Raw genomic sequence first — 24,498 nt, forward strand, 5'->3', positions numbered from 1 at the left:
CCTTGAACATCTTGATGGGGCTCTCTGCTGTACGCCCATTGGTCTGGCAATACTTCTCCAAAAGTTCCTCATGTATAAAACTGAAATCGATAAGATCGTTGATTTTGCGAAGTAGATTGTCTTTTGGAACAATGATATCGTACAATCCCGAATAGGAACTGAACTGAATTTTTTGTTGGGTAGAAAGCATCCTGATGTCCGTTAAAGCCTACTTTAAGATACGAAAAAAGGAGCAGAAAACTGTTGTTTTCCACTCCTTTTTTTAGCCCATTCTAAAAGAGGACTTTTTCAGTGCCCTCAAATTATCAATCGGCTTTTTCTATTATTTTACACCGTGCATTAATTTCTTTAAAATTGGCTGCAATGACATCACAATCACACCAGCAACAATGGGAACAATTGTGAATATTAAGAAAAATGTACTGAGAGAATATTGATTTGTGATGACCTCGATTTGACCTCCTAAAATTGCCGCTAGCTTGTTTCCAATAGCCAATGCTAAATACCACATACCAAACATAAAACCAATCATTCGCGCTGGAGCCAATTTAGAAACATAGGATAATCCCACTGGTGATAAGCATAACTCACCCAAAGTATGGAACATATAAGCAAGTATTAACCAAATCATCGAGACCTTGATGCCATCTTGAATGCCATGTGCTCCAAATGCCAATAATCCAAAACCTATAGCCATTATGATTAAGCCCATTCCATATTTTACTGTTGCCGGTGGATTAAATTTAGAATCCCATATTTTTGAAACAAAATTTGCAAAGGTGATAATAAAGAAAGAATTCATGATGGAAAACCATGACACTGCAATTTCGGATGATTCAGCTGTAAATTCACGATATAGCATCCAAATTGCAACTCCCCAAACACCTGCAAAACATATAAACTGTACAATATTGGAAAGTGGAGCCTTGCCATAGGTCTTCTTTGTAAGCATTATGACAACATAAGTCACCAATAATAAAGGAACTACTGTCAATAATGTATTTATTACATTGAATATGGTTAATGAATTACCAGACAAGCTGCGATCCACACTGTCACGTGCAAAGATCACCAAGGATGATGCCCCCTGCTCAAAAGACATCCAAAAGAAGATGACAAAAAAAGCAAAGATAATAACTGCAATTAATCGATCACGGACTACTTTAGTATATCGGCTTAACCTCGAAATTACTACGAATAAGAACAAAATTAATGCTATGATAATAGCCACATTTTGCCCTGCTAATGTCCCAATCTGAAGGCTAGATAATATATCGATTCCTGCAATTTTTGATAAAGGGTCATTAAACGCAAATCCAAGACCTAAAATGGTCATAATACCGATTAGAATTGAGTCTAACTTAGTAAATGGATTAGGTTTGTCATCTGGATTATCAATATTTACAACCGTAGCCTTTTGTTCTAAGTTTGTTTTTGAAGGTGGGTCACCAACGGTACCAAAAATTGGTTTTGCATACCAAAACTGTAAGGTACCTAGAAACATAAAAATTCCAGCAAGACCAAATCCCCAGTGCCATCCTACTTTCTCTCCCAAATAACCACATAGCATCATACCAAAAAATGCACCTGAATTAACTCCCATGTAGAAAATAGTGTAGGCAGCATCCTTTTTTTGAGGGAACTTTTTATACATTTCAGAAAGAATAGAGGTCATATTGGGTTTAAAGAAACCGGTTCCCAACACCAATGCTCCAAGGCCTAAATAGAGAAATAATGGGGTGTCAAATGCCATAAATAAATGACCTAAGGTCATTATAGCAGCCCCAATAACAATAGCATACCTATACCCCAGATATTTATCTGCCATAATTCCTCCAAAAATTGGTGAAATATAGAGTAACATTGCATAGGTACCATAAAGTGCACCTGCTTGGATTGGGTCCCAGCCCCAACCTGAAAATGGACTGCCTGATATAATTGCACTGGTTAAAAAGTTGATTAGTAATACGCGCATTCCATAAAATGAAAAACGCTCCCACATTTCCGTGAAAAATAAAACAAATAATCCTGAAGGGTGTCCTAAGACTAAACTACCATCTATTCCTTGTTTCTCTAGTTCTTCAGAAAATGAGGCATCTGAAATTTGATTCATACGTTAATTATTGGATTCTATACTCTGTAATATTGGCCGTAAAATTAAACAAAAAGCCGAATGTTAAACAATTCGGCTTTTTAATTACATTATATTTCTTTTACTTAAACTTATTATTAATGAATACCATGCATCATTTTCTTTAATTTATTATTGAAAATCAATAATAACAAAGCTACGAAAATTGGCAAAGCAGCAATAATCAAGAAAAATGTAGACATAGAATATTTTTCTGCAATTTGGTCGATATAAGAACCAGTCATACCAGCAATAAAGTTTGCAATGGCTGAAGCTGTGAACCAAAGACCAAATAATAATCCTGCTAATTTTTTAGGAGATAACTTACTTACATAAGAAAGACCAACTGGTGAGACACATAATTCGCCTGTTGTATGGAAGAAGTAAGCTAATATCAACCAAATCATACTGACAGAAGCTGATTGAGCTCCCGAAGGAATTGACATTGATCCATAAGCTAAGGCTAAAAATCCGACAGCAACTAAGATCAATCCAAAAGCAAACTTAACTGGCCCTGAAGGATTCCAAACCTTCTCCCACAATTTAGAAAATGAAGAAGCTAAAGTAATAATGAAAAATGAATTCAAGATTTGAAACCAGGAAACAGTTACTTCAGTATTTTCAACTGAAAATTCTCTATTAACTTTCCAAATACCTAATGCCCAAATTATTGCGAAAGAGATTGCTGTAAAAATAACTGTCAAAGGGTATTTGCTGAAAATTTGTTGGGATAGTTTAAATAATACCCAAGTAACAATTAATATTGGGAAGATGGTCAAGGCCGCATCAACCCATTTAAATATTTCACCGGAATTACCTTCTAATACACGCTGTGTATAGTTTTTAGCAAAAATGGTCATGGAACCACCTGCCTGTTCAAATGCAAAGAAGAAAAAGATACTTGCTATCATCAATACTGCAACCACAACTAAACGATCTTTAACGATGTTTTTTGGTGTATTGTCTTCTTCTTGAATATTATGAACATGTTCTTCTTCTTTATGAACGGTTCCAGGTTTTTCACCAATAACTCCAAATATCTTCTGAGCAAAATAGAATTGAACCATACCAAAGAACATAAAAACTCCAGCAAGTCCAAAACCGTAATGCCATCCTACCTTTTCACCAATGTATCCACATAAAAGCATACCTAAGAAAGCACCTGAATTAATCCCCATATAGAAAATTGTATAACCGGCATCCTTTTTAGCAGAGGTATCGGGATATAATTGACCAACCATCGATGAGATGTTAGGCTTAAACATACCATTACCTAAAATCATCAAGACTAATCCCAAATAAAAGAAGGATTGTGATGTCCCTTCAAGAGCCATTGAGGCATGACCGAGAGTCATAATCAATGCTCCCCATAAAATTGCTTTTCGATATCCTGTTAATTTATCAGCAATCATACCACCTATTAATGGAGTTAGATAAACTAATCCAGTATACCAGGCGTATAATTCCATAGCCTCAGCATTTGTCCATCCCCAACCGCCTTTCACTATTTCTGTAATTAAAAACACCGTAAGGAGTGCCCGCATACCGTAGTAACTAAAACGCTCCCACATTTCTGTGAAGAATAGGACAAACAAACTCGCAGGGTGTCCCATCACCATTTTATCGTCAACCCCTTGTTTGGCAAGGTGATGGACCAAATCCTGGTCTTTTTCTTGATTCATCGGTTATTATTATTTATGTTAATATAGAATTATTTACAGAACATTATTTTTTTCGGATAGCAAATTAACAAATTTTTATTTAGAATTAACACTTTGTTAATGCTCTCCCTCCCTTTTAACATTTAGAACTTATGATTGGATTAGGTCAGAAAAGTTTAATGAATTTTTAAATATTTAATGGTCTTTCGAACTATTAATTTTTAATAAAAACAGAATTTTATTGTTGATTTGAAACTGTATGCTACAGATATTTAAATAAAAAACAATAAATACACTAATCTATAATCAATAACATATTCATCAAAGGATGTAAATAATTTAAAAAATGGGGTTATTAAGTAAGGAATGGTATATGTTTTCAGTTATAATTAAACTTGTGTAAACATTTTTTTACGAATGAAAAAAGTTAAAAAATAAAAAAGGCAAAGTTGAACCAACCTTGCCTTAACTTTATAAGTTTCTTTTACTATTTGAATTTCTCCAATAATGCTTTTGTTAATTTGATTCCTTCATCTTCTGAAATCTTATCACCTTCAAATTCAATCCCCACATATCCTTTGTATCCAGCTTTCTTCACGATATCCATCATTTTTGCATAATCAATACCTGTGTCATTACCATTAGCATCAAAGGCATGAGATTTAGCACTAACACCTTTTGCATACGGCATTAATTCAGCAACTCCTTGGTATCTATCGTACTCATAGAAATTTCCAAAATCTGGTAAACTTCCACAATTTTTCTTCCCAACAGTTTTTAGAACATCAGCCAACCAATCTCCATGAGATGAAATACCACCATGATTCTCTACAACAACAGAGATCTTTCCTTTTTTACCGTAATCTGCTAATGTTGAAAGACTTTTTACCACTTGATCCTTCACTTCCTCTTTGGTACCTTCCCCGGCCGCATTAACACGGATGGCGTGACAACCCAAGAAGTTTGCAGCATCGATCCATTTGTAATGGTTTTCGACCGCTTGCTTACGCTTATTCTCATCGCGATCGCCTAAATTACCTTCCCCGTCAATCATAATCAGGACATTTTTCACTCCATTATCCTTTGCACGATTGTTCAAATCTTTTAAATAAGTCATATCTTTTGCCTTATCTTTAAAGAATTGATTTACATATTCTACACCATAGATACCAAAATTCTTCGCCGTATACTCTGGAAAATCAATGTTTTTCAGATCGCCCTTAAAAATTTTCTTATGTAAGGACCACTCAGCTAATGAAATCTCAAACCAGTCTTTCTTTCCTGCAAATACATCAAGCGAAGGTGCCAATGTCACTCCTGCAGTAACCAGACCAAGGTTTCTTAAAAATTCTCTTCTTGAACTCATGATTGTTGTTATATATAGTTTATTAGATATTTGCCCATCCAGAAGTCAATACATCCACTAAATGCATTGTCTTGATAGGTAGTTGATTTTTCTCAATATAAGCTTGCAATTGCAGTAGACATGACGAATCTGTAGAAATTATATAATCTGCTTTTACATTCATTGCATTCTGCACCTTCTGCTCTGCCATCGCTGTAGATATACCTTCGAATTTCACGGAAAAAGTACCACCAAACCCACAGCATGTTTCTTGGTCTTTCATCTCAAGAATTTCTAAACCGCCGACATGACTTAATAATTTGCGAGGTTCCTCCTTAATCTTGCATTCACGCAGTGCAGAACATGAATCATGATACACTGCTGTGCCTACTAATTCAGCACCAAAATATTCCTTCTGCAATACATTAACCAGAAAATCACTGATTTCAAATATATTACGTTGAAGGGATCTACATTTATTATGTTCTATAGAATTTGTAAATAAGTCATCATAACCACCTCTCACCATTCCAACACAAGAGGCAGATGGACTTACAACAGGATGTTCATCATTAAAATCATTTAAGAACTTTTGCCCTATTTTCTTCGCATCATCCCAAAATCCAGCATTATATGCTGGCTGTCCACAACAAGTTTGCTCGGTATTATAAATAACTTGGCAACCCGCCTTCTCTAAAAGTTTTACGCTGTTAAATGCAGTCTCTGGATATAACTGATCGATAAAACAAGGTATAAATAGCTCTACTTTATGCATTAATTGCTTTGAATAATCTGTAATTTATTAAATTTTAAAACACGAAACAACAACAAAAACCCTATAATAAAATAAACAGCCAAGAATAATGCCGAATAACGAATATTTTGAGTCATCTGCTCAATCAGTCCAAAACTAAACAAACCTATAACGATGGCAACTTTTTCAGTGACATCATAAAAACTAAAAAATGATGTGGTATCCTCAATATCCTCTGGTATTAACTTTGAATAAGTGGATCTGGATAAAGATTGAATACCTCCCATCAATAATCCGACAGAAAATGCCATTCCATAAAACTGGTATTCATTGGTCATAAAATACGAAGCGCAACAAATTAATATCCAAAAGAATACAACGACCATTAGAACCTTAATATTGCCAAATTTCTTTGCTGCAATAGACATAATATAAGCACCGCCAATTGCAACAATCTGAATCAATAAAATTGAGGCGATTAATTTACTGGCCCCCAAATTCAAAACTTTCTCGCCAAAAGCCGCAGCAACAATAATTAACGTTTGGATCCCCATGGCATAAAAGAAATACGCAGGAAGAAACCTTTTTATAGCTTCGATTTTATTGATCTGATTTAAGACAGTAGAAAATTCTTTTTTAACCTTAGTAAAAAATGGAAGTTTTTCAGATCCGACTGTAGGTCTATTTCTGGGAAGAAATCTAAATGGAATCTGGGCAAAAAGTATCCACCACAACCCTACTAATAGAAATGAAAATCTGGCTGGAAATGATGCATCCGTAATACCAAACCATTCTGGTTTGAAAATAAAAACAAAACAAATCAACTGTAAAGTTACACAGCCAACATATCCATAAGCAAATCCTTGGGCACTTACTCTATCTTGTTGATCAGGAGTGGCAATAATTGGTAAGTATGAATTATTAAAAGCAACACCGCCAATATAACCCATAGCAGCTAATCCAAAACAGAATATCCCCCACTCCAAAGTTTCAAGTTTGAAGAAAAACATACCCATACAGGCAATAGCACCTAGATAGGTGAAGAATTTCATGAAAAATTTACGCTTGCCAGCAGCATCTGAGTAAGCCGATATAAATGGAAGACCCAAGGCCATTAATAAATAGGCAATGGATAATGCAAAATTAGATAAAGCCGTATTTATAATCTCATACCCAAAGAATGATACTGTATCATTTGTGTCAGGATTTTTTGTAATTGTAGTATAATAAACAGGGAAAATCGTCGAATTGATGACCAAATTATAAGCTGAATTAGCCCAATCATACATGGACCAAGACCTAATCAGCCTTTTATCATTCTTCTTGAATATCTTCATAAGGTTTGCTTATGCGAATATACCAATTGATTTTATATATGATTTAATAATTTTCGTAGATATGTGTTACTATTCTTACCATTTCTTTACGTACAGGTGCTGAACTACCTAAATAATTGTTATTCAGGAATGAAAAAGCATATCTTTTCCCTTTCTTGGTTAGAATATATCCACTTTGACAATGAACACTATTAATTGTACCGGTTTTTGCCCAAACGAATGGTTTCCCTCCCGGAGTTGGATAGACATTCTTAAGTGTACCCTCCAAACCACCTGCAGGAAATAAATATAACTTCGCAGTTTCGTCACGAATATCATTATTTATCTGAAGTAATACTTCAACCATACTTCTAGGTGTAATTTTATTATAACTCGAAAGACCACTTCCATCCCTTAGCTCAATAGAATCACTTAATTTACTATAATAAGTGTCTTTCATAAATTTCCGAAGGTCTTCCGTTTTAAATTTATTATACTTTAAAAAGGATGCCACCATGTTAAGTTGTTCTGCTAAAAAATTATCGCTAGGTAGCATCATTTCCCTCAAAACAGCTCTTTTCTCCACAGAGTTTATAATTTTAAAATCTGAGGGCAAAGGCTTTGAAACTAAGCCCACTTCTTTTTTTAGAGTATCTTGAAGTAGTAATACAAGAAGACTATCACTAGGCCTAAAAGGCTTTTCATTGACATAATTTTTTGGCAATGGAAGTTCATTTATTTCATACCTATTATTTTCTAAAGCTCTATGTATTCTATACCTGGTCGTAGTATCGGACAATTGTTTTACATCTCTCTCAAAATATGATGGAAATAATTTTAATTTACCATTGACTTCTCTAAACTGAACCACATTTCCATAGATTGGAAAGGGAAATAACTCTGGCTGGTAATAAAATTCATAATCCTCTATAGACCATCCGTTTCTATAAGTGGGTTCTTGTGTAGAAGTACTTGAATAATATAATTTTTTATCGCTGTTTTTCAGGAAATTATATACTTTACCGCTATCAAGTTTTGGATGTAAAAAGCTAGGATCTCCAGTTCCCCAAAATATTAAGGAATCACCACGTTCCACATAAGCTAAGCCAGGAATTGAATCACCAATCAATTTCAATGAAGTAAATAATGTAAATACTTTGGTGTTGGATGCTGGTGTAAAATGCTTATCCTCGTTATATCCATATACATATCGCTGTTGATCAATATCATATAGACTGAATCCATAATAGTGCTTTTTCAGAATATTGGATTGATTAAACTGCTCATTTAGGTTTAAGGTACTGTCTTGCGCCTTTAGATTAACGCATGCCAATAACCCTAATAGGATTAATATGCTTCTCATAATGTAAACATAGTAAATTTTACATTTCTATTGATTCTGAAACAAACATTTTATAAATAAAAAGAATGGGCTAACCTTTACGGTCAGCCCATTCTTCTTTATTTGATTTAACTTATTAATTCGGTTTTAACACTCCATTACTTCTGTCGATTTCCACTTGAGGAATTGGCCAGTATTCGCTTTTAGCACCGAATACTAAACCTTTATACGAAGGAAGATATTGACCTTCAAATGCAGAATAGCTTTCAAGAACTGATTTAGCAACTCCCCATCGAACCAAATCAAAGAAGCGATGACCTTCAAGCGCAAGTTCTAACCTTCGTTCTGTTCTTACAGCTGTTCTTGCAGCATCCTGATTTGCGAATGCAGGATAAGGCTTAACATTGTAGGCAGCAGCATTTGCACCTGTTCCTGTTTTCTTTGGCGCTAAGGTAGCAGCTCGTTTCCGTACGTCGTTCACTAATTTCAATGCTCCAGCCAAGTTACCAGCTTCAACTTCACATTCAGCAGCCATTAACCAGACATCCGCTAAACGAATTACATTGACATCCAGACCAGTCAGATAATTTTCTCCAGGAGCAGCATTAGTAGCAAATTGAGACTGAGGGATCATGGTCTTAATTCCCACAAAAGGACCAGCATATTTAGCATCACGAATCCAAGCATTCCCCGGCATAATACCATAGTCTAAGTAAGAAACACCTCTACGGCCAACCGTATAATCTAACCTAGGATCAAATTTTAAGGAAACATCCAAAACATAGGATGCTGTTGGATTTTGTAAATCAGATAAATAAGGTTTTGCCCTGTATGCCGAAGGAGAAAGAGGCAACCCATTAGCATCTACTTGAAATGCATTCACCAAATCAATTGTTGGTTGATAAAATCCACAACAACCAACTGGAGATGTTCCATATAACCCAGAAAGCATATCACCAACATTTGAATTATCGGCAGCACCATTTGAATTGATTGCATGTTTAGAAACGACCACTGCTTCGGGTCCATTCTCCTTGGTAACATCAAAATTGTTCCAGTAAGGCATAGATACTAAATCCTTTCCGGCCATAACTTCTTTAAAAAGAGTTAATGCTTGAGCATATTTTTTCTGGTACAGATATAGTTTTCCTAAATATGCTTTTGCTGCATTTTTATCCATACGGCCAAACTCATCATTGATTTTAGTAGTAGGCAGGTTTTCTACAGCAAACTTCAAATCTTCTTCAATTAATGGAAGCACATCCTTATCATTTGGAATTTTAGCAGCTTCTTCTGCTGTAGCTATTTCTTCAGTAATGATAGGAACGTTTCTAAAAACTCTCCATAAATAAAAATAATAGTGTGCCCTCAGCATTTTAGCTTCTCCCTGAATTTCTTTGGCTCTTTCTGCAGATATTTCTTTTGGACCTGATTGGTCATTTGCCAATAATTTCAAGGTATTATTACAACGCAATACTCCTTCAAAATATACTTGCCATTGAGTGCTAAGATTATCATTGGTACTGATGGAGGTAAAATTCTCAATCATATTCATGGGAGTCTGGTCTGTAAGCTCTGATCCTTTATGTGCATTATCAGATGCCATTTCTCCAAAAACCCATTGACTAGGAGCTGAAGCATAGTTTCCCCAGGTTCCACTAACATTACCATTCATTATACTATATGCCCCCATCAAAGCGCCTTCCACCCCATCTTTATTACCTACCTGAGGTTCAGACAATTCCCCTTGAGGCAATTTCTGTAAGAATTCTTTTCCGCAGGAACTTACTAGTAGCATGCCTGCACCTAAAAGAATCATTAATTTATTTCGTTTCATGATTTTTCAATTTAAATTTCTACTATTAAAATCCTAAGTTAAGACCGAAAGTATACTGGCGAGCTTGCGGATATACCCCAAAATCTACACCCAATGCAGGATAATCAGACGGTGTCGCTGAAACCTCTGGATCTAATCCTTCATACTTTGTAATCGTAAAAAGATTAGTAACACCTAAATACAGTCTAAATCTGCTGAAAGCAGTATTCTCTCCAAACAATTTTTGAGTAGGTAAATTATATCCAATTTGGAAGTTTTTAAGTTTCAAGAAGCTTCCATCCTGCACGTAATAGCTAGATGTTGCATATTCGAATGCGCTCGGCTCATCATTTGGATTTGCTAAAGAAGGAATATTACTGCCCGTATTGGTTTCACTCCAAGCATCTAACAATCTCGTGCTTTTTTGACCTCTAAATACACCAAAGTCTGTAAAGTATCTAGTTGCTTCGTAAATATCATTCCCTTGAGAACCATAGAAATATAATAATACGTCAAAGTTTTTGTATGCAGCATTGATATTAAAAGAGTATACAAAATCAGGATGTGGATTTCCTATAATCGTTCTATCTCCTGGATCAATCTCACCATTGTTATTTAAATCAGCGTATTTTAAACCACCTGGTCTTGCTTTTTCATATGATGGAGAATTAGCAACATCCTCTACACTTTGGTAGATGCCTGCTACTTGGTACCCATAAAAAGAACCGAATGGTTGACCTTTTTGTAGAATTGAAGTTTCCATAGATCTAAAAGCACCATAGTTTACCTGAGTAACCTCTGGGGATAAAGCAACTACGTTATTTTTATACATTGAAAAATTCGCTGCCAAATCTAATGTAAATGGTTTTTCTTGTCTATATCCATAATGATAACCAAGAGAGAACTCAAAACCTTTATTGCTCATGTCGCCAATATTTCTATAAGGAACTCCAGCACGTCCTGTTGCTGCGGCAGGTAATGGAACTCTGAATAACATGTCGGTAGTCTTTTTATTGAACCAATCGATCGAACCATCAAAATCACCATTCAATACAGTAAAATCTAGACCTACATTCAGTGATTTAACCTGTTCCCATTTGATATCTGGATTTGCATAAAAGTTTTGCCATATACCATTGATCACTCCATTATTGATTGGATAAGAAGATTGAGTTAATGAAGCTAGGTATCTATTTAAGAATTGAAATCCTGGAATTCTTTGGTTACCCGTAACACCATAACCAGCACGAAGTTTTAAATCCGTTAACCATTCTGCATCCTTAGCGAATTCCTCTTGAGAAATACGCCATGCACCACTAATACCAGGGAATACACCATAAAGATTTTTCTCACCGAAGTTTGAAGATCCATCACGACGAAGGATTAAGCTCAATAAATAGCGGTCTTTGAATGCATAATCAGCTTTTCCCATTAAAGAGAACATACTACCAATAGAGCCTGAACCATTATTATTGAAGTTTGAACTTCCTGAATTCAGATAAAGGTAATCTAAACTGCTCATAATAAAATAGCCGTTTCTGCTACCATCTATCCCGCGGTTTCTATTTTTGATAGCCTCAGTACCCACCATAATATTTAAACTATGGTCCTCTCCTAAGTTTGGTTTATAATTCAAGGTATTAGTCCAAGTCCATTCCGTAGTAAAACCTTGATATTCACTCATACCATTGTTAAAACTTCCTTCTGAAAATTCCGGATTTGGATAATTATAACTTACACCGTTATAATTTTCATAACGTAGACCAAAATTAGTCCTTAATGTTAAACCTGGAATAAAATCATATTCTGCGAAAGCGTTACCGAAAAAGAAATTAGATCTGTTCATATTATCTTTTGCTCGGTATGCCATAGCCACAGGGTTTTGACCATTACCTAGATCTTTACCAAAAGATCCTGCAAAATTACCTCCTTCATCATAAACCGGAATTATATTCTGAATACGGTAAGCAAAACCTAATACCGATCCTTCACCTTGGTATCCACCAGCAGTATTTGGATTTACTCCCATACCATAGCCTTCAGTGTAAGCATAGGATAAATTCTCTCCAAACCTCAGTTTCTTTTCAAAAGCATTAAATTGCGTATTGGTTCTCACATTATAACGTCTGAATCCAGTATGAATTAAACTTCCTTTTTGATCTAAGTATCCGCCTGAAAAAGCATATTGGGAAGTTTCATTACCGCCATTTGCTGCTAATTGATAAGATTGTATAGGTGCAGTTTGGGATAATTCATCAAACCAATTTGTTCCTTCCTTATTTGCTTTTGTGATTTGATAAAAAGTTGAACGGTCTTTAGCATTATAATTATACTTGCTCATATCAACATCAGCCGGAGTTATATCCCAATTGGTTTTTGAGCCAGCAAGCAAATAATCTTGTAACTGAAGATTTGTGCCATTAAATTTATTATCAAAATCCAAAACTTGTTGTGGTGTTAACATTTTAGGAAATGCCCCTTTATTTGGAACACCAGCACCTGCATAAGCATCTAATGTAATATTGGTCTTGCCTTCTTTTCCCGATTTAGTCGTTATAATTACGACACCATTATTTGCCCGAGCACCATAAATTGAAGCAGCGGAAGCATCTTTCAAGACTTGCATGGACTCAATATCATTTTGATTTAACCAGCTCAATTTACCTTCGAATGGTATTCCATCGATAATATAGAGAGGTTCATTATTGTTGATTGTTGAGTAACCACGAATACGGATTTGTGGAGTTGACCCTGGCGCACCATCATTTACGATCTGAACACCAGTAGCACGACCTTGTAATGCTTCAACAGCACTTCCTGCCGGTTGCGATTTTAATTCAGTAACATTTACAACTGCAACCGCACCTGTTAAATCTTTCTTGCGTTGAGTACCATAACCCGTAACAACCACCGTTTCCAAATCACTACTATCCTCTGATAAGGATATAGTAACAGGTTGACTGGTAGAAGTAACAGTAAAGCGAGTGGATACAAAACCAACATATGTAATTTCTAATACATCGTTTGGTTGTGCATCAATTTCAAAATTTCCCGAAACATCTGATGAGGTACTTGAGGTTTTTCCAACGATTTTGATCGTTGCCCCAGCAATCGGCTCTTGGGTTGCCTGGTTAATAATCTTACCTTTTACTGGACTTTGCATTGCATATAATGGATGCATAGCGATTTTATTCCAAATGGATGGCTCTGATGCTGTGACATTGCTCATGCTGAGTAACCCCATAGAAATCAGAAGACCACTTTTTAGCAACCTTTTGGGAATAAAAGAATTGCTATGGAATTTCATTGATCTTCCCATAATAGAATTTGTTAGTTAGTTTGTTAAATTAATTTGTTTAGTACTTTTTTATTTAACCAAAAACCAAAGCGCGGCCATGGAATAAATAATTAAATTTAGATCCTATATAACTCCAATTTGGAATTACATTAATTTTTTAAGAATTGGATTCTCTAAGTGGGTTTCTTAATTGGATTTAAGTAATGGTGGTTCATAAGCTGTTAGTTTTATATAGTTATTAGTTATTCAAAATTATAAAATTAAGCAGTGTGCTTAACGTTAAACAAAGTGTACATCAAACACTTGTGAATTTTAATTATACCTCTCCTACAGATACTAAAAAAGATGATATAATGATAACAGGATTAAATTTCGTTTAGAATTTAGTTTACAATTAAATCTAATTTATGAAATATTTTTAATAAACAAGAGTTTTGTGCAACAAAATATTTACAACAAAAAAAAGGAGGTTTTCACCTCCTTTTTTAATTCATTTATTGTAAATCAATTAATATCCTAAAACGTATTTTAAACCACCAATAATTTGTTTTTGAAAATTGGGTTCATGCAAGGATTCTTTGGTATGCCCCAATCCTGTATAAAAAACTTTTATACCATCATAAACCTGGTACCATGCAATTGGATGAAAATCTCCCATCTTTCCATCCTTATAGGATGATTCGTCTAGGGTCATCAGAATTTTTAAATCAGGTTTTACATTTGAGAAGTCGTACCATTCATCCTTATGCATCCATACTTTTGGCAAATGCTTCGTTGCTAAGTGTTTTCTGTTCTTAACATCTATCTTTGCTTCTTGAACTGCAGGATGACTAGCAAAATATGCCCCTACTAAGCCATTATACCATGGCCAATTATGTTCTGTGTCTGTAGCAGCATGTATCCCCATAAATCCTTTCCCTGATTTCAAGAACTTTTGAAATGCTTCCTTTTGATCCGCATTAAAAATATCTCCAGTAGTGCTAAAAAACAATACAGCATCAAAATTATTGAGTGAATCCGCCAGAAAAACATTTGCATCCTCTGTATGGAACATCTGCATATTCTGGTCTTTCAATAGTCCAGATAATACCTTCACTCCTTCTTCAATATTGTCATGCCTGAAACCAGCAGTTTTAGTAAAAACCAATACCTTTTTAGGCTTTTCCAAATTAACTCCAAATGCAAAACAGAAACCTAAACAAAAAAGTAGTGTCAGTACGCAAATTCTTTTCATATGATTTTATTTAGTCAGTGTCTGATAAAAATCTAAACTTTCAACAATCGCATCTTCTTCAACAAATTTATTGAAGTCACAATCACCAATAGATCTCAACAAAGCAAAACCTAATTTGTTCCCTTCATTTTTCTTGTCGTTCTTCATCAAATCTAAAAGCTCAGGATAGATTGCTGAATTTAATTGGTAACTAGGATAAATTGATAGTAAATAAGAAACTATTTCATCTAATTCACTTTTCTCTAGATTATTGAATTTGTATGATAAGTAAGCTTCACACACCATACCGATTGCTATGGCTTCACCATGTAGTAAGGGGTTAACATCATTCACCAATGAATATCCCTCAATAGCATGTCCAATGGTATGTCCGAAATTTAAGATTTTCCTTATTCCTTTTTCAGTTGGATCTTCGGTTATTACGCTATTTTTGATAACCACAGATTCATAAACTAACCCTTCAGGAATTTCCGGTAAATTAACTGACTTACAACGATTAAACAAATCTTTATCTTTTATAAGGCCATGTTTAATAACTTCAGCAAAACCAGATAAAATTTGTCGATCATCCAAAGTCTCCAAAAATTTATTTGAGATAAAAACGGCTTTTGGTTGACTAAAAGTACCAATGATGTTTTTAACATTATCTAAATCAATCCCTGTTTTCCCTCCAACAGAGGCATCAACCTGTGATAATAGTGTGGTAGGAACATTTAGAAAATCAATACCTCTTTTATAGGTTGAGGCAGCGAATCCACCCATATCAGTCACGACACCCCCTCCTAAATTCATCATCAAAGCTTTTCGATCAGCTCCAAAATCTAACATAGTCTTCCATACTCCTATACAGAAATCTATGTTTTTATTCTCCTCCCCTGGATCGACTTCAATAATATCATAATCTACAATGTCAGGAATGGCTGCTTGAATTACTGGCAAACAATGGTCATTGGTGTTTCTGTCAACTAGAATTAAAAGTTGCGAATAATCATGGTCTATTAAGAAAGACTGCAATTCATTTAATTCATTATCGAATACGACATCGTATCCCAAACTATTAATCTTCTTCATATTTATTTTCTACCTAAAGATAGGTAAATTTCTCAATCTTAATCGGCTTAAAAATTAACCGATAAATATTTTACACAAAAAGAATACTATATTATTTTAACCTTATTGCCATCAAATTCAACAAGATCTCCTACCTTAACTTTTAATCTTTTCCTATAATCGACTTGACCATTGTATTTTACAAGTCCTTCTTCAACTACCCATTGAGCCATAGCGCCATGCTCTACCCAATTCATAACTTTTAATAATTGGATTAATTGAATGTAATCCCCTTCTAGTGTAAACGTTTGCATAAACAAAAGTAATTCTATTCAACAGTATTTACGACATTACTATGATTTTAATTCATAAAAAAAACCTAATTTTGCCAGCATCAAATTAAAGTAATATGGACATAGCTTCACCCTTAAAGCTGGACTTTAACAACACTGAAATTGCCTTTAAAGGAAAAAGTGATAAAGATCTTAACAAAGCTTATTGGTTATTTAAAATGGTTGCCAGTAACGCCCTGATCAAAATTGGCACTCCTATAACAAACTTTTCTCTAAACATCGGATTGCCTATCCAAGGAATAATCAAAAATACAATCTACAAACAATTCTGTGGTGGTGAAAGTATTGAAGATTGCCAAAAAGCAATTCAAGACCTGGGTAAAGGTCATGTAACTACAATATTAGATTATTCAGTAGAAGGAGAAGATTCTGAAGAAAGCTTCGATGCTTGCTGCAATGAAATTCTGAGAACAGTTGAAGCAGCAAAAAACAATCCTTTAATTTCTTTTTGTGTATTCAAACCAACTGGACTTGGAAGATTCGACCTCTTAGCAAAAATCGATGCAAAAGAAACGCTAAACGAGAATGAAAAAGCTGAACACCAACGATTATTAGATAGATGCGACAAGATTTGTAAAGCTTGTTATGATGCTGATATCCGAGTATTAGTTGATGCTGAACATTCTTGGATTCAAGACACAATCGATGATATTGCAAGAGAAATGATGGAAAAATACAACCAGGAAAAACCTATTGTATATAATACCTATCAGTTGTACCGTCATGATAAATTAGCCTCTTTAAAAGCAGATTTTGCTTATGCTAAAACTCAAGACTTTCATTTAGGAGCTAAAATAGTTCGTGGTGCATATATGGAAATTGAAAGAGAAAGAGCAAAAGAAAATGGATACCCTTCACCAATCCAACCAGATAAAAAAGCATCTGATATAGATTATAATGAAGCAATTCATTTCTGTTTGGATAATATCGACCAGATTGGACTCATGGCTGGAACTCATAATGAACAAAGCTGTAGGATATTAGCCGAAGAACTTGAGAAAAGAAATATTCCACATAACATTCCAAATGTATTCTTTGCACAACTTTTAGGAATGTCAGACAACCTTTCATTTAATTTGGCTGCTGCAGGTTATAATGTAGCTAAGTATATGCCATATGGTCCTGTGAAAGCAGTAATGCCTTACCTTTTCAGAAGAGCTCAGGAAAACACATCCGTTGGTGGTCAAACAGGCAGGGAACTCAGCCTGATCATGAAAGAACTTAAACGAAGAAAAGCAACAAAAAAATAATTAATACTTGAAAAGTCTCCAGATAATGGAGACTTTCTTATTTTTGCCGCATGACACCAGAAAATTATCAAAAATATCTAAGACTAAAAGAACTTGCAAATCCATATAAAGCATTGTTATTTGATGTTGACGGAACATTAGCAGATAATATGCTTGCTCATAAAGCAGCTTATGTTGCAACTGCAAAAGAACATGGTATCATTTTAAACCCAGACTTAATTGATGAAACCGCCGGCTGGCCTACTATAGCAGTGGCTGATGAAATCTCAAATCGATATAATGTATCCTTAGACAAATATGATTTTGCAAAGCGGAAGTCATCAATCTTCATCGAACAATTTATCCAAAAAACTAAACCAGTAGATTTTGTAAGACAAATCTTATATGATTTTTCGGAATCACGTAAAATAGGAATCGTTTCTGGAGGAACAAGATCAACATTAAATATTACCTTGGAAGTGATTCAGGTAGTAGGCAAGTATGAAACATTGGTATGCGCTGGTGATACTCCAGAAGGAAAGCCATCTCCACAACCATTCTTATTAGCGGCTAAACAACTAGAGGTGGACCCAACAGAATGTTTGGTCTTTGAAGATGGAGACCCAGGAGTACAAGCTGCAATATCAGCAGGAATGTCATGGGTAAGGATTGATCAGATCTAACTAGAAATTCGTAATAATTCGAATTCCTCCATTTGTATAGTTCATATCTGCACGTTTGAAACTTCCTACTGGTAGTTTTAAATAGGGTTCAACTGAAATCTTCATACTTTTGTTCATTTTCATCTCTTTACCAATAGATAAATTAACAAATCCACCAAAACCATTACTGCTGATATTTTCATCTTCGGTTTTGATCGCTCGAGAAACCTGCTGAACAGCATTCTTAACATCTGCCTCATTTTCTGGGAGACCATTACCAAATAATTCACTATTGGCATTCTCTACATAATGAGTGTACCTATTTTGATTAAATACAGCTGCATAAGTTAGTCCTGAAGACGCATAAAAGCCATCTTTGGATTTAACACGGATATCCAAAGGAATCTCCAATGCCTGTACATTCCCAGTAATAGCATTTACATTTGGCAAAACGATAGCATTATTACTTGCATATTGTTGGGTCAATCCGTTAGTCGTAATTTTCTGGATAGCTTCTTGACTTGCTAAAACTGGGGTCTCAGAATTAGCAATTGGATCCTTCAAAACCGAAACATCATATTTATTGTAAGCCAAACCAGTTCTAACACTTACGTTTTTATTAATGTTATAAGATAATAAAACACCTCCCCCAAAATTAAATCTCTCATTTGTAGAATTTGGAGAAACAAATAACCCTAAATCAAACTTATTTAATAGATTGAATTTACGACTTTTTAAATCTGGTGCATTGCCATTTTGATTGACGTTATTGTTATAGGCCAATTCTGTTTTTACACCATTACCAGATGTTTTATATTCTGTGTCATCCAATGTAATGTTTGCCATAGGACTCTCCTTAGAATAAGAATCCAGTGCAGAAGGCATTTGAATAGAATTTCTAAGGTTAATTGATGGATTATCTGAATAATTTCCCATTAAACCATACAATTTGCCCTGAACATTCCTCGGTGAAGATGATGAGGCTACGATATTTTGATTGTCAATTCTTTTCGAACTAAAATTATTTTCATAAACAATTACAGCATCTTCATCAGAAGACATCTGTTCTGTTCCAATTCTATTCTCAGTTATGCTATTTTCAATAGGTTTTTGGATAGAGTTATTTTTTGCTATTTCATTTTCTGAAACAACCTGATCAGTGTCCCAATTTCTAATTGCAAATAGGCCAATCAATAGAATTGCTGCAGCACTAGCAGCCCAATAAAAGGTCTTATTCCTTTTAGGTACTGCCGGATCATATCTATGCTGAAAATTCTCCCAAGAACCTTCCTTATAAGGAAGTTCCTCAGTTGACTTCATTTTTTCAATGATTTGATCGACAATATCTTTGTTATTTTTATTTTCCATTTTCTTTAACGAATCAGGATTTAATATTTTCTAAATTTATTTGGCTCAGATATAATTTGCGGAGTTTTTGTTTTGCTCGGGTCAAGTAAGTCCGCGAAGTACTTTCGGGAATACTGAGCTCCTTCCCTATTTCCTCATGCGAATAACCCTCGATTTCATATAAATTGAAGATTGACCTCTGAATATCGGGCAATTGCTGGATTAAACTCAGCATATCTTCGTACTCCAAACGGCTTCCATTGTCAACAGCATAATGAATGGTGTCTCCAGCATTCAGGTCATCCAGCATATACATTTGCTTTCTAACACGTAAAGCATCGATAGATGTATTAACCGCTATCCTAGCGATCCAAGACTTGAAAGTTTTTTCGAGTATCGTAGGATCTTCATGTAACGAAAACGTGCTGATCTTATTAAAAACCTTAACAAAACATTCATTAGCAAGCTCCTCAGCTTCCATCTCATGCTTCATATAACGGATTACTATTGCCATGATATAACCATAAAACTTCTTGTATAAAAAGGATTTACTTTTCTCAGAATTTGACATAGCACATTGCTCCAAAGCTGTCCTAAGATCCAATGGTCCACTTTTGCTGAGGTATTTGTTAAATATTCCCACCTATATCTTTTCTAATCCTTTTTGATAAAAAACTATAGATGAAGCTAAGCTTTATGCATACTTTTTTCCCGCTATTTTACTTATTTGTTCTATTAACGAGGTAAAACAATTTCATGCTACAGTTGGTATAAAATAATGATTAAGGTCATTAATTCCTTGCTAAATATTTGGTAAATTTAACAAACACAAAATTAACGACTATGAGAGCCATATTATTTCCTACTGATTTTTCAGAAATCGCAAACAATGCATTCCTTTATGCATTGCACATAGCGAAGTCTATTGATGCTAAGATATATGTGCTTTACACATATCTTGAACCTGTACTTTCAGCAACACATGGTGGCCAGCCCGAATTATTGGGTGAAGTATATCAAACCATAGAATTAAATCAATTCGAAGTTTATAAAAAGAAAACTCAAAATTTAAGAAATTTAGCAGCCGAAGTAGGAATGCAGGAGGTTGAACTGGTATTCTTATTTGAAGAAGGTCCTGTCGCATCAGTTGTAAAAAACATCGTTGACCGTGAAAAAATACATATCGTAGTCATGGGAACTCACGGTGAATCAGGGTTTTTGTCCAAACTTATCGGAACCAATACAGTAAGTGTGATTAAGTCAATACAGAACCCTGTTTTAGCTGTACCTCCGCATGCAAAATATCAAGGAATCAAAAGAACCGTATTTACCACTCTATTCAGAGAAAAAGATAAACCAGCATTAAAGGAAATGTTGGTGATGGCAAGAGCAGTAGGCGCCAAAATTGATTGCTTACATGTTCTGCATAACGATAAAGTTCCTGATGTTCTACTGAATACCGAAGCCTGGCAAAATGAATTTCCAGATGACGATATTAACTATATCTTACTAGATGAAGTAGAATCCATTGAAAATACAATTGCAAACTACATTTTAGAAAACAATATTGATATCTTAGGTGTCGTTAAAAGAAATCGAAACTTCTTTGACAGGCTTTTTGGAAGTAGTGTAAGCAACAATTTAGCATTACATTCCAAAGTGCCAATATTGGTGTTTCATGAAGAAAAATAAGTATGCAGCAGGTTATTAAAAAATTAGAAGAACTAAAAAGAATCAATGATAAGGCTGAAAAGTTCACTGAATTGACCGATGAGAACTTCGTCGAACATGGGGTCCTTTTTTTTATTCCATTGGAAAAATATGAGGTCAAGGTTTTAATACCAGCCCCTTTTCACAAAAGTATATTTGCGAGTGGAACACCAACTTATAAACAAGTGGTAAATCATAAAGAAGCAATGTTGCTAAAATAAAAAAGGGTATCAAAAGATACCCTTTTGAGCCTCCTATCGGAATCGAACCAATGACCTACTGATTACAAGTCAGTTGCTCTACCAGCTGAGCTAAGGAGGCGCTGAAAACGTTGCAAATATGATATTTTGCATTCAAATTTCCAAACAAAATACTTTATTCTAAAAAACTAAAAACCTAATTATATGAACCTCAACCCATTATTTTCTATACATAATTTTAAATAATGTCATTTTGTCTTGATAAATTATTTTCACCTGCCATTATTTCAGTTTATTATTAAAAAACAGAGAAGGCATTCCTTTTGTTATCACAATATCACAGTAACAAAACTAGCATATGAACTTTAACAACTTTACAATTAAAGCCCAAGAGGCAATACAAAAAGCTTCAGAAATTGCATCCGGACATCAGCAACAAGCTATTGAACCAGCACATATTATGAAAGCTTTATTAACGGTCGATGAAAATGTAATCGGCCATTTATTAAAAAAATTAAATGTAAACATCAATTACCTAACTCAAGAAGTCGATAAGATTATCGAATCATATCCGAAAGTAAGTGGAAGTAATGTTTACCTTAGTAACAGCGCCACGGCAGTCCTTCAAAAAGCTCAAAACTTTTTGAAAGAGTTTAATGATGAGTTTGTTTCCATTGAACACATTCTATTAGGCTTATTAGTTGCAGGTGACAAAGTCGCAACCTTGTTAAAAGACCAAGGTGTTACAGAAAAAGATTTAAAAACTGCCATTAAGGAATTGAGAGGCAATTCTCGAGTTACCGACCAAAATGCAGAGGCTACTTATAATGCATTGAACAAATACGCAAGGAATTTAAATGAATTTGCGGAATCCGGAAAACTTGATCCCGTTATCGGTCGAGATGAAGAAATAAGAAGGGTAATGCAGATTCTATCCCGTCGAACAAAAAACAACCCAATATTAGTCGGAGAACCCGGGGTTGGTAAAACGGCAATCGCTGAAGGAATTGCATATCGTATTATCAAAGGTGATGCTCCGGAAAACCTTAAAACAAAAACCGTTTTCTCATTGGATATGGGAGCTTTAGTAGCCGGAGCAAAATATAAAGGTGAATTCGAAGAACGATTAAAGGCTGTTGTAAAAGAAGTATCGGATAGTGATGGTGAAATTATTCTCTTTATTGATGAAATCCATACACTAGTTGGAGCTGGAGGTGGCGAAGGCGCAATGGATGCTGCTAATATCTTAAAACCTGCATTAGCTCGCGGAGAATTAAGAACTATTGGTGCAACAACCCTAAACGAATACCAAAAGTACTTTGAAAAAGATAAGGCATTGGAGCGTAGGTTCCAAAAAGTAATGGTTGAAGAACCAGATACGCAAGATGCAATTTCAATCCTGCGTGGTATAAAAGAAAGATATGAAACTCATCACAAAGTGAGGATTTTGGATGAAGCAATTATCTCTGCTGTTGAATTATCGCAAAGATACATAACAGATCGTTTCTTACCAGATAAAGCGATTGACCTAGTTGATGAAGCTGCTTCAAAACTAAGATTGGAAATGGACTCTGTTCCAGAAATCGTAGATGAATTGGAACGTCGTATCATGCAACTTGAAATTGAAAGAGAAGCTATTAAAAGAGAAAACGATGACAGAAAAGTATCTGAACTCTCTGAAACAATTGCAAATCTTTCCTCTGAAAGAGATTCTTTAAGAGCGAAATGGCAATCTGAAAAAACATTGGTTGACCAAGTGAATCAAGAAGCTGAAAATATTGAGAACTATAAACTGGAAGCTGAACAAGCAGAAAGGGCTGGTGATTATGGAAAAGTAGCAGAATTGAGATATGGCAAAATCAAGGAAGCTCAAGACAAAGTTGATGCTCTGAAAAAAGAACTATCTGAAAAACAAGATAGTAGCCGTATGCTTAAAGAAGAAGTTACTTCCGAAGATATTGCTGATGTGGTTTCTAAATGGACAGGCATACCAGTCAGTAAAATGGTGCAATCAGAAAGAGAGAAATTATTGAATCTTGAAGAAGAGTTGCACAAAAGAGTAGCTGGACAAGATGAAGCCATTGAAGCTATTGCTGATGCAATCCGAAGATCAAGAGCAGGACTTTCAGATGCTAAGCGACCAATAGGATCCTTTATTTTTCTTGGAACGACGGGTGTGGGTAAAACAGAACTTGCAAAAGCATTAGCTGAATATCTTTTTGATGATGAACAAGCGATGATTCGAATTGATATGTCGGAATACCAAGAAAGACATGCCGTTTCCAGGTTAATTGGAGCGCCTCCAGGATATGTCGGATATGATGAAGGTGGACAGTTAACAGAGGCAGTACGTCGCAGACCATATTCTGTAGTTTTATTGGACGAAATCGAAAAAGCACATCCAGATGTATTCAACATTTTATTGCAGGTTCTTGACGATGGGCACTTAACGGATAACAAAGGCCGTGTGGTGAACTTTAAAAACACCATCATAATTATGACATCTAATACTGGATCACATATCATTCAAGAGAATTTCTCAAAACTGAACGATAGTAACAGAGAAGAAGTTGTTGCTAAAACAAAAGATGAAGTTTTGGATTTATTACAAAAATCAATTCGTCCAGAGTTCTTGAACCGTATCGATGAGGTCATTATGTTTACTCCTTTGACAAGATCTGAAATTGGAGATATCGTAAGAATGCAATTCGACAAGGTTCAAAAGCAATTAGCCGAACAGAATATTTTCTTGACAGCATCGGATGAAGCATTAGATTGGTTGGCTCAGTTGGGATATGACCCAGTATATGGTGCTAGACCATTAAAAAGAGTGATTCAAAAAAGAATTCTAAATGAACTTTCGAAAGAAATTCTTTCAGGCAAAATCTCAAGAGATTCAATAATTGAACTGGATGCGTTTGATGGCAAATTTGTATTCCTCAATAAAAACGAAGAAAAAGAACAAAAACAAGAAAGTTAAAATAATCTGATAAATAAAAAACGGGCTGAATAAAATCAGCCCGTTTTCTTTTGCTTATTTGCATTTAGAA

Annotated in this window: 18 protein-coding genes, 1 tRNA gene and 1 pseudogene; 5 read left to right on the forward strand and 15 right to left on the reverse strand. The window is 34.9% G+C overall.

Annotated elements, in window-relative coordinates; all coding sequences use genetic code 11:
- The 12 genes and pseudogenes from CRT24_RS09235 to CRT24_RS09290 form a co-directional block, all read right to left on the reverse strand.
- Positions 1–190, reverse strand: a pseudogene (locus CRT24_RS09235) (IS5/IS1182 family transposase); the annotation flags it as partial.
- A gap of 132 nt (positions 191–322) precedes the next feature.
- A complete protein-coding gene (locus tag CRT24_RS09240; protein ID WP_099370961.1) occupies positions 323–2,113 on the reverse strand; it encodes a peptide MFS transporter in 1,791 nt (596 codons plus the stop codon).
- Between the two features lie 116 nt (positions 2,114–2,229).
- Complete coding sequence (locus CRT24_RS09245; protein ID WP_099370962.1) at positions 2,230–3,813, reverse strand: peptide MFS transporter; 1,584 nt, start codon at positions 3,811–3,813, stop codon at positions 2,230–2,232.
- A 466-nt stretch (positions 3,814–4,279) separates the two neighbouring features.
- A complete protein-coding gene (locus tag CRT24_RS09250; RefSeq protein ID WP_099370963.1) occupies positions 4,280–5,158 on the reverse strand; it encodes a sugar phosphate isomerase/epimerase in 879 nt (292 codons plus the stop codon).
- Between the two features lie 22 nt (positions 5,159–5,180).
- Positions 5,181–5,912, reverse strand: a complete 732-nt coding sequence (locus tag CRT24_RS09255; RefSeq protein WP_099370964.1) for a (Fe-S)-binding protein — start codon at positions 5,910–5,912, stop codon at positions 5,181–5,183.
- Positions 5,912–7,228, reverse strand: a complete 1,317-nt coding sequence (locus tag CRT24_RS09260) for an MFS transporter (RefSeq protein WP_099370965.1) — start codon at positions 7,226–7,228, stop codon at positions 5,912–5,914. The genes CRT24_RS09255 and CRT24_RS09260 overlap by 1 nt, the downstream gene beginning before the upstream one ends.
- Before the next feature lie 43 nt (positions 7,229–7,271).
- A complete protein-coding gene (locus CRT24_RS09265; protein ID WP_099370966.1) occupies positions 7,272–8,570 on the reverse strand; it encodes a D-alanyl-D-alanine carboxypeptidase in 1,299 nt (432 codons plus the stop codon).
- Between the two features lie 115 nt (positions 8,571–8,685).
- Positions 8,686–10,386: a RagB/SusD family nutrient uptake outer membrane protein gene (locus CRT24_RS09270; protein ID WP_257214006.1), complete on the reverse strand. Its 1,701-nt coding sequence runs from the start codon at positions 10,384–10,386 to the stop codon at positions 8,686–8,688.
- Between the two features lie 25 nt (positions 10,387–10,411).
- The gene (locus CRT24_RS09275; protein WP_099370968.1) at positions 10,412–13,684 is read right to left on the reverse strand and encodes a TonB-dependent receptor; all 3,273 of its coding nucleotides are present in this window, start codon (positions 13,682–13,684) and stop codon (positions 10,412–10,414) included.
- Positions 13,685–14,171: 487 nt separating this feature from the next.
- A complete protein-coding gene (locus tag CRT24_RS09280; protein ID WP_099370969.1) occupies positions 14,172–14,897 on the reverse strand; it encodes a ThuA domain-containing protein in 726 nt (241 codons plus the stop codon).
- 6 nt (positions 14,898–14,903) lie between these two features.
- The gene (gene aroB / locus CRT24_RS09285; RefSeq protein ID WP_099370970.1) at positions 14,904–15,968 is read right to left on the reverse strand and encodes a 3-dehydroquinate synthase; all 1,065 of its coding nucleotides are present in this window, start codon (positions 15,966–15,968) and stop codon (positions 14,904–14,906) included.
- Positions 15,969–16,054: 86 nt separating this feature from the next.
- Positions 16,055–16,261 carry an RNA-binding S4 domain-containing protein gene (locus tag CRT24_RS09290; protein WP_099370971.1) on the reverse strand — a complete coding sequence of 69 codons (207 nt, stop codon included), beginning with the start codon at positions 16,259–16,261 and terminating at the stop codon, positions 16,055–16,057.
- A gap of 95 nt (positions 16,262–16,356) precedes the next feature.
- Between CRT24_RS09290 and CRT24_RS09295 the strand changes: the two genes are divergently transcribed.
- Together CRT24_RS09295 and CRT24_RS09300 are read left to right on the forward strand one after the other, a co-directional pair.
- A complete protein-coding gene (locus CRT24_RS09295; RefSeq protein ID WP_099370972.1) occupies positions 16,357–17,550 on the forward strand; it encodes a proline dehydrogenase family protein in 1,194 nt (397 codons plus the stop codon).
- Between the two features lie 50 nt (positions 17,551–17,600).
- Positions 17,601–18,212 (forward strand): HAD family phosphatase, encoded by a 612-nt coding sequence (locus tag CRT24_RS09300; RefSeq protein ID WP_099370973.1) that lies wholly within the window; start codon positions 17,601–17,603, stop codon positions 18,210–18,212.
- Here CRT24_RS09300 and CRT24_RS09305 read toward each other — a convergent pair whose 3' ends face one another.
- Entirely contained in the window at positions 18,213–19,559 is a 1,347-nt protein-coding gene (locus CRT24_RS09305; RefSeq protein ID WP_099370974.1) for a hypothetical protein, read from the reverse strand. It lies immediately after the preceding gene.
- A 13-nt stretch (positions 19,560–19,572) separates the two neighbouring features.
- Positions 19,573–20,181 carry an RNA polymerase sigma factor gene (locus tag CRT24_RS09310; RefSeq protein WP_257214007.1) on the reverse strand — a complete coding sequence of 203 codons (609 nt, stop codon included), beginning with the start codon at positions 20,179–20,181 and terminating at the stop codon, positions 19,573–19,575.
- A 200-nt stretch (positions 20,182–20,381) separates the two neighbouring features.
- Here CRT24_RS09310 and CRT24_RS09315 point away from each other — a divergent pair, with 200 nt between their 5' ends.
- Positions 20,382–21,230 carry a universal stress protein gene (locus CRT24_RS09315; RefSeq protein ID WP_099370975.1) on the forward strand — a complete coding sequence of 283 codons (849 nt, stop codon included), beginning with the start codon at positions 20,382–20,384 and terminating at the stop codon, positions 21,228–21,230.
- Between the two features lie 2 nt (positions 21,231–21,232).
- Positions 21,233–21,469: a hypothetical protein gene (locus tag CRT24_RS09320; protein ID WP_099370976.1), complete on the forward strand. Its 237-nt coding sequence runs from the start codon at positions 21,233–21,235 to the stop codon at positions 21,467–21,469.
- Between the two features lie 27 nt (positions 21,470–21,496).
- Here CRT24_RS09320 and CRT24_RS09325 read toward each other — a convergent pair.
- Positions 21,497–21,569, reverse strand: a tRNA-Thr gene (locus tag CRT24_RS09325).
- Between the two features lie 237 nt (positions 21,570–21,806).
- Between CRT24_RS09325 and clpB the strand changes: the two genes are divergently transcribed.
- Positions 21,807–24,428, forward strand: coding sequence for an ATP-dependent chaperone ClpB (gene clpB, locus CRT24_RS09330; protein ID WP_099370977.1), 2,622 nt, complete (start codon positions 21,807–21,809; stop codon positions 24,426–24,428).
- Positions 24,429–24,498: the final 70 nt, after the last annotated feature.

This window comes from Sphingobacterium sp. 1.A.5, assembly GCF_002734235.1.
In the GTDB taxonomy this organism is placed as follows: domain Bacteria; phylum Bacteroidota; class Bacteroidia; order Sphingobacteriales; family Sphingobacteriaceae; genus Sphingobacterium; species Sphingobacterium daejeonense.